Raw genomic sequence first — 12,869 nt, 5'->3', positions numbered from 1 at the left:
GCCCTACCAGCCACCACCACCACCGCCGCCCCCACCGCCGCCGGAGGAGCCACCACCGCCCGAGCCACCCGAGGAGCTGCCGAACGAGGATGAAGACGACTGGCTGGGCGCGACCGAAGAGGCGGCCGTCGCCCGGCCCAGGTTGGATGACAGACTGCTGCTCAGCGACTGCGAGCTGGTGATGCTGCGGCCCGAATACCAGTCCGGCTTGTAGCCTTGCGCCGGTGCTTCCACCAGGCCGCTGGCCAGCGCCCGGTCGAAGCGCTCGCTCCATTGCTGCTCGACGCCCAGCGCCATTGCGTAGGGCAGGTGCTGCTCGTACAGGGCGATGCTCATCACCGGCGCCTCGGCGACCTTTTCCATCAGCTCGCTTTCCGCCAGCTGCAGGTAGTCACGGTAGCCCTCGAGCTTGTCGAGCACCTCGCGCCCGCGCAGGGTCGGCGCCTCCAGCAGCCAGCGAAACAGCCCGCAGAGCAGCACGAACGCGACCACCAGCACCAGGTTCCAGACCCCCAGCGTGGGCACCGTGCTGCCCATCATGGTCAGCACGCCCAGGCCGACACTGCCGAAGGGTACGGCGAAGATCAGGCCGAAGAGCATTTGCCCGTAACGACGGGCATGCCATCTGCGCAACGCCACGAACACACCGCCGATGCCGACGGCGCCGAAGGCCAGTACGAACAGCGACATCATGCCCACAACGAACACATCGGCGCCGCTCAGGCCGGGCAGCAGCGTCAGCGGCACGCCCAGCACGGTCAGAGCCACGCCGCGCCACCACTGTCGGCGGTTGAGCCTGAAGCAGGCCGCGTGATAGTCCGCGCTGATGCTGGCCTGCAGCGCATCGAGCGCCTTTTTCAGTTTCGGCTCGTAATGGCTCCCGAGGGTCAGGCTCGACGCGCTGCTGAACAGCGCGCCATACACCTTGCGTTCACCCGGATGCAGGGGGGGCACCGGCTTTCCGGCGGCCTCGAGGGTGTAGCCCTGGTCGCTGTCGGACAGCTTCACCGCGCGCTTGATCGCCATCGAGGTCAACGCCACGGTCAGTGCCCGCGTCGGGCTGTAGCGCATGCCGAATCCCTGATGCCAGACGAAGCCGGCCGCTGCCGGTGACAACCCTTCCGGCGCCTGGAACAGCGGAATGATCAGGCCTTTCTGCGGGTCTCGGCCGACGCGCCGCCACTGCCACAGGAAGTAGCTCAGCAAGGCCAGCAACACCAGGCTGCCCAGTGCCGTACCCGGATTGTCCTGCAGCACCCAGAGCAGGCGTTTACCCAGCCCGGGCCGCTCGATCAGCCCGGCGGGCCAGGCCACGGCGATGGTGAAGCCGGCATAGGCAGGCAGAGGCGCGGTGGTCTCCATGCGAAGCTCGCCGTCGTTCTGCGTCAGCACCCGGAAGTTCTTGTCCTGCGCACCGCTGCGCCCGGTATAGCCATCGACCCGAAGAATCTGCGCGCCGTCGGGCAGGCTTACGCGGATGCGCGCCTGGTCGATGGGGAAGATCCAGCCGTTGCCGGTGACGTTCCAGTACAGCTCGTCTTCGTTGGCACGCTCGATCAACTGCCGCTGCGTCAGGTAGACGATGCGATAGCGATGGCGCCCCGGCTCCAGCTTGCGGCTGGCCGAGCCGATGCGAACGCGCTCGACGGCGCCCCTCGACTCCAGCTGATAGGGCTCCGGCTGGCCGTTGCGCTGCACCTCCAGCACCTCGAAGCCGACGCGGCGCAGCAGCCGTTCACGGCTGATGCTCTGCACCGGGAAATCCCGGAAGATGCCGCGGCTGATCCGCTCCCCCGCTGCCGCGACGGTGATCAGCTCGGTCACCAGCAGGCTGCCATCGGTACGTACCTCGACACTCACCGAGTAGTCGGTAATGCGTTCTTCCTCGCTCGCCAGCGTGGTGCCCGCCAGGCCCAGCAAAAACAGGCAGACAAGCGACTTGAGCCATCCCGGCATGATCAGAACTCCATTTTCGGCGGTTGCCCCTCGCGCGCATCGGCGAGGGCGGAATATTCGGCAGTGGTGAAGCGCAGCAGCCTCGCCACCAGGTTGCTCGGCACCGATTCGACCAGCACGTTGAGCTCGCGCACCGCGCCGTTGTAATAACGCCGGGCCATCTGGATATGATCTTCGACTTCGCTGATGTTGCTTTGCAGCTCGCGAAACTGGCTGTCGGCCTTGAGCTCGGGATAAGCCTCGACCAGGGCGAACAGCTGGCGTAACTGGCTGCCCAGCTGGGCCTCCACCGGTGCCCGCTGGCCCATTGGCGAATCGGCCAGCTGCACGGCGCGAGTGCGCTGCTGCACCAGCGTCTCCAGCGCGCTCTGCTCATAGCGCATGTACTGACGCACACATTCCACCAGCGCCGGAATCAGGCTGGCGCGGCGCTTTAGCTGCACATCGATGCCGCTCCAGGCTTCGGCCACGCGGTGGCGGTTGAATACCAGACGGTTGTAGTAGAAGACCGTCAATCCGCCGAGCACGAGCAGGATGCCCACGCTCCACCATAAGTCCGGATGTTGCATACCTGCTCCTTTTTTGGCCTGTTGTGACAGCCACTTTCCTCATAGCGACACGGTGGGACGACATCCCTTCGCTATGCTCGTATCCTTGAATGCCAGCAATCAGCGAGGCCCCCATGCAGATCGAGCTGATCGAAATCCGCGACCACCTGAGTCGCTTCGCCCCCTTCGACAACCTGCCGGAGCAGACTCTCGACGAGATCGCCCGTCAGGTGCAAGTGGGCTACTTCAAGGCCGGTAGCGAAATTCTCGCCGCCGGCGCGCCCATTCACGAGCTGCACTACGTGCGCAGCGGCGCAGTGGAAACCTATCGACGCGGGGGTGAACTGCACAACCGCCTGACCGAAGGCGACGTCTTCGGCCAGGCTGGCCTGCTGCGGGGCAACAAGGTGCGCCTGGCGGCCAAGGCACTGGAAGACTGCCTCATCTACTTCATCCCCAGTGCGTTGTTCCAGCAGCTATGCGATCAGTTCGACAGTTTTGCCGACTTCGTCGAGGCCGAAGGCCAGTCGCGCCTCAAATCCGCTCTGGAAGACAGCCACGGCAAGGCCAGTGAGCTGATGAAGATCAAAGTGCGCAAACTCATCGGGCGCTCGCCGGTCAGCGTCCCGCTGGACATGCCGGTCCAGCAGGTGGCGAAGGTCATGAGCGAGCAGAGCGTGTCCTCGGTGATCATCGTCAACCCCGGCAGGCGCTGGCCCAACCCCGCCCAGGTGCAGGTGGCCGATCAGCAGAACCAGGTAATGGCCGGCATTCTCACCGATCGTGACCTGCGCACCCGCGTGCTGGCCGAAGGCTTGCCAGGCGACACGCCGGTCAGCCAGGTGATGACGCCCGGCCCCGTCACCGTGCAGGCCGACGAGTCGGTGTTCGAGGCCATGCTGTGCATGCTGCGCAACAACATCCATCACCTGCCCGTGCTGCAGCGCCGCCGCCCGGTCGGCATGATCTCCCTCGCCGACGTCATCCGCTATGAGTCGCGCAGCAGCCTCTATCTGGTCAACAGCATCTTCAACAAGAACTCGGTGGAAGGCCTCAAGAGCCTGCTGCCGGACCTGCACGCCACCTTCGTGCGCATGGTCGCCGACGATGCCAGCGCGCATATGGTGGCGCGGGCCATGAGCAGTATCGGGCGCGCCTTCACCCGGCGCCTGCTGGTGCTGGCCGAGGAGAAACTCGGGCCACCGCCGGTGCCCTACTGCTTCATGATCGCCGGCTCGATGGCGCGTGATGAACAACTGCTGCTCACCGACCAGGACAACGCCCTGGTGCTCGACGACAGCTTCGATCCGAATCAGCACGACGCCTACTTCGCCGAACTGGCGCAGTTCGTCAGCAATGGCCTGTCCGCCTGCGGTTATGCGTACTGCAAGGGCGGCATCATGGCCAGCAACTCGAAATGGCGCCAGCCACTGAAAGTCTGGCGCGGCTACTTCAATCAATGGATCGAGAAGCCCAACCCGGAAACCCTGCTCAACAGCAGTATCTTCTTCGACCTCGATGGCGTGTATGGCGCGACCGCGCTGGTGGAAAACCTCAAGGAACTGCTGGCGGAGAAAGCCAGCGCCAGCCCTGCCTTCCTTGCGGCCCTGGCACGCAATGCGCTCAATCGCACCCCGCCGCTGGGCTTCTTCCGTACCTTCGTAATGGAAACCGATGGCCGCCAGAAGAACATCATCAACCTCAAGGGCCGCGGTACTGCGCCGTTGACCGACCTGATCCGCGTGCACGCTCTGGCGTGCGGCTCCAAGGCGCAGAACTCGCTGGAACGCCTCGACGCCATCGCGGCCACCAAGCTGCTGCCCAAGGAAGCCCTTGATCATCTGCGCTACGCCTTCGAGTTCCTCAGCCTGGTGCGCATCCGCCACCAGGCCCGCGAGGTGGAAGCCGGCAACCCACCCGATAACTACGTCGAGCCGGAGAAATTCAGCTCCAGCGAACGCCACCACCTCAAGGAAGCCTTCCAGGTCGTGAGCAACGCCCAGAAATTCCTGCGTTTCCGCTATCCGGCCCAGCCACTCTCTCGCCCGCAATGACTACGTATCAAAATCAGGACTGGCCGCAGCTCTTCGCAGAACGCGCGGCCAGCAGCCAGGACGCACGCCTGCGAGCCTATTACGGCGCAGGCTGCATCGCCGCCGAAACGCCACTGGCGGAGGCACCGCTGGTCGCACTGGACGTTGAGACCACCGGCCTCGATCCGCGCAGGCACGCCATCGTCAGCCTCGGCCTGGTGCCGCTGAACCTGCAGCGCATCCACTGCGCCGAAGCGCGCTACTGGGTAGTCAAACCCACCTGCGAACTGAGCGCCGAATCGGTCACCTTTCACCACATCACCCATTCCGACATCCGCCACGCGCCACGCCTGGCCAGCGTGCTCGACGAACTGCTCGAAGCCCTGGCCGGCAAGGTAGTGGTTGCGCATTACCGCAACATCGAGCGCAACTTCCTCGATCAGGCATTGCACCAGCATCTGGGTGAAGGGCTGATCTTCCCCATCATCGACACCATGGAGCTGGAAGCACGCCTGTACCCCAAGCGCACGGTCAGCTGGTGGGGCCGCCTGCGCGGCCGCGAGCCCATTTCCATCCGCCTGGCCGACAGCCGCCTGCGCTATGGACTGCCGCTCTACTCCGCCCACCATGCTCTGACCGACGCCCTGGCCTGTGGCGAACTGCTACAGGCACAGGTGGCGACGCACTACCCACCGCATACGCCGGTCGGGGCGCTCTGGAGCTGAAACCAACCGCCCACGTTGTAGGAGCGGCTTTAGCCGCGAAGCTTTTGCTTTCCAATGCCGCGTTGCAAGCCGGGCATTAAGTAGCGAGGGGGGTGGTTGAGCATAGCGGTACCCATCCTGCGGGCACCGCATGAGGATCATCAATTCAGGACAAAGCAGACTCACAACCATGAATCGCCGCAAAAAGATCAAGCAACTGCTCGAAGCCCACGCCAAGAAGGCCAACGCCAAGCTTGCGCCCAAAAGCAACAAACCCAAGTACGTTAGCAAGGCTGACAGGGCGAGGTTGGCGGCTGAAGCGGCTCAAGAGTGCGCCACGCCCGCGGAGTAAAGCTCGGGGTACCCATGTGAAGTGCGGACACATCGAAAAGCCGAACGCATCGCGGCTAAAGCCGCTCCTACAGGCTTAGACAAGTGGCGCGGATAACACGAAGCTTATCCACCGCCGGGCGGGGGACGGATGAGGTGTGACTGGCTGAGCACCGTCTCGCGGCCAAGCCCCTCCCACAGGGCTCGGTGGCGCTAGCCCAATACCCTGTCGGCCGTATAAATCGCCTCGTCGAGAAACACATTCACCGCCGGATGATCGCGCTCACCCTTGCGGTAGGCGAGGAACACGCCGCGCTGGATATCCGGCAGCAGCGGCACGGCGGTGACGCCCGGCAGCGGCCGCACCAGACGCAGACCGGAGACGATGGAGATGGAGTTGCCCGAGGCGACCATGGCCGCGACCATCTCGAAACCGGCGCAGTGGGCGTTGATGCGCGGCGCAAAACCGGAACGGCGGCACAGGTTGGCGATGAACTCGCCGAACGAGCTGCCGCTGGAATCCAGCGCCCAGGCTTCGTCGCGCAGGTCGGCGACGGTGAGGCTGTCGCGTCTGGCCAGGGCATGGTCGACGGGCAGCAGCACGTGCAGCAGATCCTGGGTCAGAGGAATCAGCGCATAGTGCTCGCGGTTCTCGTCCGGAGTCACGGCCAGGTCGTCGATCACCGCCACGTCGATCTGCCAGGAGCCCAGGGCACTAAGGCTCTCCTGCGGCTCCAGATCCAGCACCACCACGTTCAACCGCGGATAGGCGCTACGCAGCGCCCGTACGGTTTCCGCGATCACCGCCACGGCGATCGAGGGGAAGGCCGCCACCCGAAGCTCACCGGCGATTTCGCCGCGCAGCAGCGCCAACTCCGAACGCGCTTCGTCGAGTACCGTGAGGATGCGCTCGGCGTGCGCCACCAGGCGCTCACCGGCCGGGGTCAGCACCACGCCGCGGCCGCGTCGCTCGATCAGTGCCACGTCCACCTCGCGCTCGAGCTGCGCAACCTGCTGCGACACGGCCGAGGGCGTCAGGTGCAGCGACTCGGCAGCCGCCGCCATGGTGCGGCAGCGCGCCAGTTCGCGCAGGGTTCGCAGGCGGGTGATGTCCATGACGCGATCTCAACAGTTAAGCGACGCTAACGAATACGTTAAAAATAAATCAGTATACATAATGATATGGCCGTTCTTAGATAGGGGCATTCCGCACGCGCGTAACCGGGCGCGTGTCCATTCACTCGACAAGAAGAACTTCGCCATGGCTATCAGCGTTTTCGACCTGTTCAAAGTTGGTATCGGCCCGTCCAGCTCCCACACCGTCGGCCCGATGCGTGCCGCCGCGCTGTTCACCCACGCCCTGGAAAACCACGAGCATATGCCCAAGGTGACCCGTGTGGTCGCCGAGCTGTATGGCTCGCTGGGCGCCACCGGCAAGGGCCATGGCAGTGACAAGGCGGTGCTGCTCGGCCTCAGCGGCCATGAGCCGGATACCGTCAATGTGGATCTGGTGCCCGAGTACATCGAGAGCATCCGCCGCGACAAGCGCATCGTGCTGGCCGGCAAGCATGAAGTCCGCTTCGACGAGAAGGCCGACCTGAAAATGTTCCGCAAGGCGCTGCCGCTGCATGCCAACGGCCTGCGCTTCGCCGCCTTCGATGCAGCCGGCATTCAGGTACACGAGGCCACCTACTACTCGGTCGGCGGGGGCTTCGTGGTCAGCGAGGCCGTGCTGGCCGATGGCACCAAGCAGAAGATCATCGCTCCGGATGCCACCGCCCTGCCGCTGCCGTTCCGCAGCGGCGCCGATCTGCTCAAGCTGACCCGCGAGCACGGCATCGGCATCGCCGAGGTGATGCGTCGCAACGAGCGCCACTGGCGCAGTGACGAAGAAACCGACGCCGGCCTGCTGAACATCTGGAAGGTGATGCAGGCCTGCGTGGACCGCGGCTGTCGTACCGAGGGCATCCTCGCCGGCGGCTTCAAGGTACGCCGCCGCGCTGCCATCCTGGCGCGCAAGCTGGGCGGCTTCCAGCGCAGCTACATCGAAGATCCGCTGCGCATGCTCGACTGGGTCAACCTCTGGGCACTGGCGGTGAACGAAGAGAACGCGGCGGGCGGCCGCGTGGTCACCGCACCGACCAACGGCGCCGCCGGCATCGTCCCGGCAGTGCTGCACTACTACGTCAATGCCATCTCCGGTGCCAACGAGCGCGGCATCATCGACTTCCTGCTCACCGCCGGTGCCATCGGCATCCTGTACAAGGAAAACGCCTCGATCAGCGGCGCCGAGGTGGGTTGCCAGGGCGAAGTGGGCGTGGCCTGTTCGATGGCTGCCGGCGCGCTGTGTGCGGTACTGGGCGGCACCCCGGAGCAGGTCGAGAACGCCGCGGAGATCGGCATGGAACACCACCTGGGCCTGACCTGCGACCCGGTCGGCGGCCTGGTGCAGATCCCTTGCATCGAGCGCAACGCCATCGCTTCGGTGAAGGCCATCAATGCCGCGCGCATGGCGCTTTATGGCGACGGCGCGCACTACGTGAGCCTGGACAAGGTGATCAAGACCATGCGCGAGACCGGCGCCGACATGCTGACCAAGTACAAGGAAACCGCTCGTGGTGGCCTGGCGGTGAACATCGTCGAGTGCTGATGCACGGCCTGCTCTGAACACGCCCCGGTCGATCCGGGGCGTTTTCGTTTGTACAGGCGCACGCCTGTCGCCTAGAGCAACTCACGGCTGAATCTGGGCAGAGCCATGATCGGCTCACAGGTCGCATACGCGCCTGTTTTCCTCATGCCCTATGAAGGCGGGTAGCTGGAACATCCCGGGATCAGAAGCCGGCCCACCCCAACTTTCAAAAAGGGCGTAAGGGTTAACAGGCTGTTTCAACAGCCTGCCAATGCCGATCAGCTAAGCGCCGACTGGCTACGATCAGTCCCCCTGGGGGAAGGGGGCGGGCCGCGTTCGGAGAGGGGTCAATGACCGTTTCGCGGTATTTCGACCCTTTCCCCCAGCCGCTCTCCCGTAAACGGGAGAGGGGGAGCTAACAGGCTGTTGAAAAACTATCTGCGTTGCCACTGCTGCGTTAAAAACAGGCTCAAAATGCTCATTTACAGCTCGTAAAGTCGGACGCGACCCCGGTCGTTTTTCGCCTGTTTTTGCCTTGCATTGGCTGCCTCGCCTACGTTTTTCAACGGCCTGCTAAACGCGTACAGCCTTACCTGACTGGCATTAGAGGCTGATCGGAACCGACCCGAATCTAAATGGCGGAAATCGGCCTCTGCTGCGCCGATCAATTGCATTTGCCTCAGCCATAAACGACGAAGCCCCTATCGACTGATAGGGGCTTCGTGTTCAGGGACCGTCAGGTGCCTACAGGGGCTGAATGCTCCTCTGGACGGCTCGCGTCAGGCTCAACGCGGTTCGCTCATCAGCCCCTTGACGATTGCCACACAGCCCACCAGCAACACGATGGTGAACGGCAGACCGGTGGAAACCGCCATGGCCTGCAGCGCCACCAGACCGCCGCCGAGCAGCAGGGCTACGGCCAGCGCACCTTCCATGATCACCCAGAACACCTTCTGCGAAGCCGGCGAATTGATCTTGCCGCCCGCGGTGATGGTATCGATGACCAGCGATCCGGAGTCCGACGAAGTGATGAAGAACAGCACGACCAGGACAATCGCAGCGAAGGAGCTGATGGCACTGATCGGCAGCTGATCGAGCATGATGAACATCTTCAGTTCCAGAGCCGCCTGCTGCAGTTCGGTCAGGCCGCCCAGAGCCTGGTGCAGCGCGGTGCCGCCAAAGGTGCTCATCCAGATTACCGACACCAGCGAAGGTACCAGCAGCACGGCAGTGAGGAATTCACGCACGGTACGACCACGGCTGACGCGAGCGATGAACATGCCCACGAACGGCGACCAGCTGATCCACCAGGCCCAGTAGAACGCGGTCCAGCCCTGGCTGAAGTTGGCGTCTTCACGCCCGACCGGGTTGGACAGGGCCGGCAGGTACTGCAGATAGGCGCCCAGATTATCCAGCACACCGGTCAGCAACAACGCGGTGGGACCGGCAAGCAGCACGAACAGCAGCAGCGCGAAGGCCAGGCCCATGTTCACTTCGGAGAGAATCTTCACGCCCTTGTCCACACCGGTCAGTACCGAGCACAGCGCGATCAGGGTGATCACGGTGATCAACAGCACCTTGGTGGTGGTATCGGCCGGCAGGCCGAACAGGGTATGCAGACCGGCGGTAGCCTGCTCGGCACCCAGGCCGAGAGAGGTGACCAGACCGAACAGGGTGGCGAATACGGCGAGGATGTCGATGATGTGGCCCGGCCAGCCCCACACACGCTCACCGAGCAGCGGGAAGAAGATCGAGCGGAAAGACAGCGGCAGCCCCTTGTTGAAGGCAAACAGCCCCAGCGCCAGCGCCACGATGGCGTAGATCGCCCAGGGGTGCAGACCCCAGTGGAAGATGGTGGTGGCCATGCTCAGGCGAGCAGCCTCGGCAGAGTTGCCTACGGCCCCGTCAAGCGGCGCCCAGTCGGTACGCACGCCATTGGCATCCACGGCCGTACCACCCAGGGCAGTGTCGTAGTGCGACATAGGCTCGGCGACGCCATAGAACATCAGGCCGATGCCCATGCCCGCAGCGAACAGCATGGCGAACCAGGAGAAGTAGGAGTAATCGGGGCGAGCCAGGGTCCCGCCCAGGCGCACCTTGCCCAGAGGCGAAACGATCAGGCCCAGGCACAGCAACACAAAGATGTTCGCCGAACCGATGAAGAACCAGGACAGGTGCACTGTCAGCCAGTCACGCACGGCCTTGAACAGCGGTTCCACCTGATCGTGCATGGCCAGCGCCAGCGCGACGAAAATGAATGCGGTTATCGCCGATACCAGGAATACCACCCCATGGATATCGAGATTGACCAGATACCGGCCACGGATGTTGTCCTGGCCAACCACATAATCGGTGTCGATAAGATTGGCTGCGCCGCTAGGGGCGGGTATGCCGTCTGCAGATGAGTCGTTCTTTCGTGATACGGGGCCTTGGCTCAAGGGGCTGCTCCTTCTTGTTTTATTCGCGAGCAATGCGGCGACCGCCGCTGCTATTACGCGGAGCTGACGCTAACAGAAGGAAAATCGGGCCTGCGCTGCGGAAACGTCGCGGTTTTTCCCGTTAACGACCGCAGGGTGGAAAGGAGCGACGGGCGACAAAATAACGTCTGCCGGGGTTCTGACACAACTCGCCAGGAACCGGGCTTCACGACGGTCTGCAAAGGCTGCTGCTTGCGCTTGCGAATGTCGCTGAAGGCCCATCCGCGCGCACGCCTGCAAACAAGGCGGCAATAAAAAAGCGCGCCCGCAGGCGCGCTTCTGAGCGGGATGAAAAGCGAGCGTCAGCGCGGTTCGCTCATCAACCCCTTGACCACGGAAATGCAGCCCACCAGCAGCACGATGGTGAACGGCAGGCCGGTCGATACGGCCATCGCCTGCAACGCCACCAGGCCACCACCGAGCAGCAGGGCGATGGCGATCACGCCTTCGATACTGGCCCAGAACACGCGCTGCGGTACCGGCGCGTTGACTTTGCCGCCAGCGGTAATGGTGTCGATCACCAGAGAGCCGGAATCCGAAGAGGTGATGAAGAACACCACCACCAGCACGATGCCGATGAACGAGGTGATGGCGGTCAGCGGCATTTCCCCGAGCATGCTGAACAGCTTCAGCTCCAGGCCGGCATCTTGCGCACCGGTGAACCCATCGACCAGCAGTTGGTTGATGGCGGTGCCACCGAAGGCGGTCATCCACAGCACCGATACCAGCGACGGCACCAGCAGTACGGCGATCAGGAACTCACGTACGCTGCGACCACGGCTGACGCGGGCGATGAACATGCCCACGAACGGCGACCAGCTGATCCACCAGGCCCAGTAGAACGCGGTCCAGCCCTGACTGAAGTTGGCATCCTCACGGCCGACCGGGTTGGCCAGTGCCGGCAGATACTGCAGGTAGGCGCCGAGGTTCTTGAAGAAATCGGTGAAGATCAACAGGGTCGGCCCGGCGATGATGATGAACAGCAACAGGGCCATGGCCAGGCCCATGTTGATCTCCGAGAGGCGCTTGACCCCCTTGTCGAGACCGGCAACCACCGAAGCCAGCGCGATCAGGGTGATGGCCACGATCAGCAGTACCTTGGTCATGTCCGTGGCCGGAATGGCGAACAGGTACTCCAGACCCGCAGCCGCCTGCTCCGCGCCCAGCCCCAGCGACGTGACCAGGCCGAACAGGGTGGCGAACACCGCGAGAATGTCGACCACGTGACCCGGCCAACCCCACACGCGCTCACCGAGGATCGGGTAGAAGATCGAGCGGATCGACAGCGGCAGCCCCTTGTTGAAGGAGAAAAGGGCCAGCGCCAGCGCGACGATTGCATAGATCGCCCAGGGGTGCAGACCCCAATGGAAGATGGTCGCTGCCATGCCAAGGCGCACGGCTTCCTCGGCATTGCCGGCGGCGCCGTCGAGCGGTGCCCAGTCGGTGCGCACGCCGTCCTCGCCGACCGTGATGCCGCCCATCGCCGCGCTGTAGTGCGACATGGGTTCGGACACCCCATAGAACATCAGGCCGATGCCCATACCGGCAGCGAACAACATGGAGAACCAGCCCATGTAGGTGTAGTCGGGCGTTGCCTCCTTGCCACCGATACGCACCTTGCCCAAGGGCGAAAGGATCAGCCCGAGACAGAGCAGGACGAAGATATTCGCGGCGCCGATGAAGAACCAGGCCATATGATGGGTGAGCCAGTCGCGCACACCGCTGAACAGCGGTTCGATCTGGTTCTGCAGAGCCAGGGCGAGGACCACGAAGATCACCGCGACCAGCGCGGAGATGGTGAAAACCTTGCCGTGAATGTCGAGGGCGAAGATGAACTGCCCTTTGATGTTGTCCTGACCGATGACGTAATCGGTATCGATCAGGTTGGCTTCACCGGTCGGTGCCGGGATGCCTTCATGAGTTTCCGCTGCGGGTGGCGGGGTCGTGTCATGCGAAGGGACGTTTCCCATACGTGGCGTGCTCCTTGATGCGTTTGACTCGCTGGACGAGCGTGAACAGGACGGTTGCCTTCCTCCAATTAAAGACGACCTACAAGCGGGTCGAGACAGGAAGGGTAACACATGAATTCCGCTCACTCAGACCCAAAGACACATGAGAGCCGCGAATGATTCCCTAACGGCTGGCATTTTGCCCGACACTGCCATTCGTCCAGTCGCCGTGGCAGGATGGCG

Annotated in this window: 9 protein-coding genes; 4 read left to right on the top strand and 5 right to left on the bottom strand. The window is 63.6% G+C overall.

Going from position 1 to position 12,869, the window contains the following annotated elements; genetic code table 11:
• Positions 1-3: 3 nt before the first annotated feature.
• Both DXK50_RS04440 and DXK50_RS04435 read right to left on the bottom strand, forming a co-directional pair.
• Entirely contained in the window at positions 4-1,956 is a 1,953-nt protein-coding gene (locus tag DXK50_RS04440) for a DUF2207 domain-containing protein (RefSeq protein WP_212629463.1), read from the bottom strand.
• Between the two features lie 2 nt (positions 1,957-1,958).
• Entirely contained in the window at positions 1,959-2,525 is a 567-nt protein-coding gene (locus tag DXK50_RS04435) for a LemA family protein (protein WP_212629462.1), read from the bottom strand.
• Positions 2,526-2,638: 113 nt separating this feature from the next.
• On the opposite strand from DXK50_RS04435, the gene DXK50_RS04430 reads away from it, so the two are divergent.
• The 3 genes from DXK50_RS04430 to DXK50_RS04420 all read left to right on the top strand — a co-directional run bounded on the left by DXK50_RS04430 (position 2,639) and on the right by DXK50_RS04420 (position 5,593).
• Complete coding sequence (locus DXK50_RS04430) at positions 2,639-4,558, top strand: DUF294 nucleotidyltransferase-like domain-containing protein (RefSeq protein ID WP_161864330.1); 1,920 nt, start codon at positions 2,639-2,641, stop codon at positions 4,556-4,558.
• Complete coding sequence (locus DXK50_RS04425; RefSeq protein ID WP_212629461.1) at positions 4,555-5,262, top strand: 3'-5' exonuclease; 708 nt, start codon at positions 4,555-4,557, stop codon at positions 5,260-5,262. The genes DXK50_RS04430 and DXK50_RS04425 overlap by 4 nt, the downstream gene beginning before the upstream one ends.
• A 169-nt stretch (positions 5,263-5,431) precedes the next feature.
• Positions 5,432-5,593, top strand: coding sequence for a DUF2986 domain-containing protein (locus DXK50_RS04420; protein WP_212629460.1), 162 nt, complete (start codon positions 5,432-5,434; stop codon positions 5,591-5,593).
• Between the two features lie 191 nt (positions 5,594-5,784).
• Here the strand turns inward: DXK50_RS04420 and DXK50_RS04415 are convergent, their stop codons facing one another.
• Positions 5,785-6,687 (bottom strand): LysR family transcriptional regulator, encoded by a 903-nt coding sequence (locus DXK50_RS04415; protein WP_212629459.1) that lies wholly within the window; start codon positions 6,685-6,687, stop codon positions 5,785-5,787.
• Positions 6,688-6,832: 145 nt separating this feature from the next.
• On the opposite strand from DXK50_RS04415, the gene DXK50_RS04410 reads away from it, so the two are divergent.
• The gene (locus DXK50_RS04410; protein WP_161864326.1) at positions 6,833-8,221 is read left to right on the top strand and encodes an L-serine ammonia-lyase; all 1,389 of its coding nucleotides are present in this window, start codon (positions 6,833-6,835) and stop codon (positions 8,219-8,221) included.
• Between the two features lie 764 nt (positions 8,222-8,985).
• Here the strand turns inward: DXK50_RS04410 and DXK50_RS04405 are convergent.
• Both DXK50_RS04405 and DXK50_RS04400 read right to left on the bottom strand, forming a co-directional pair.
• Complete coding sequence (locus DXK50_RS04405; RefSeq protein WP_161864325.1) at positions 8,986-10,638, bottom strand: BCCT family transporter; 1,653 nt, start codon at positions 10,636-10,638, stop codon at positions 8,986-8,988.
• A 341-nt stretch (positions 10,639-10,979) separates the two neighbouring features.
• On the bottom strand, positions 10,980-12,647 hold the full coding sequence (locus DXK50_RS04400) for a BCCT family transporter (RefSeq protein ID WP_161864324.1): 1,668 nt from the start codon (positions 12,645-12,647) through the stop codon (positions 10,980-10,982).
• Positions 12,648-12,869 lie beyond the last annotated feature (222 nt).

The sequence above is a fragment of the Pseudomonas sp. KB-10 genome (assembly GCF_018221585.1).
Classification (GTDB): domain Bacteria; phylum Pseudomonadota; class Gammaproteobacteria; order Pseudomonadales; family Pseudomonadaceae; genus Aquipseudomonas; species Aquipseudomonas yangonensis.
This window is presented reverse-complemented; position numbering and strand designations above follow the sequence as displayed.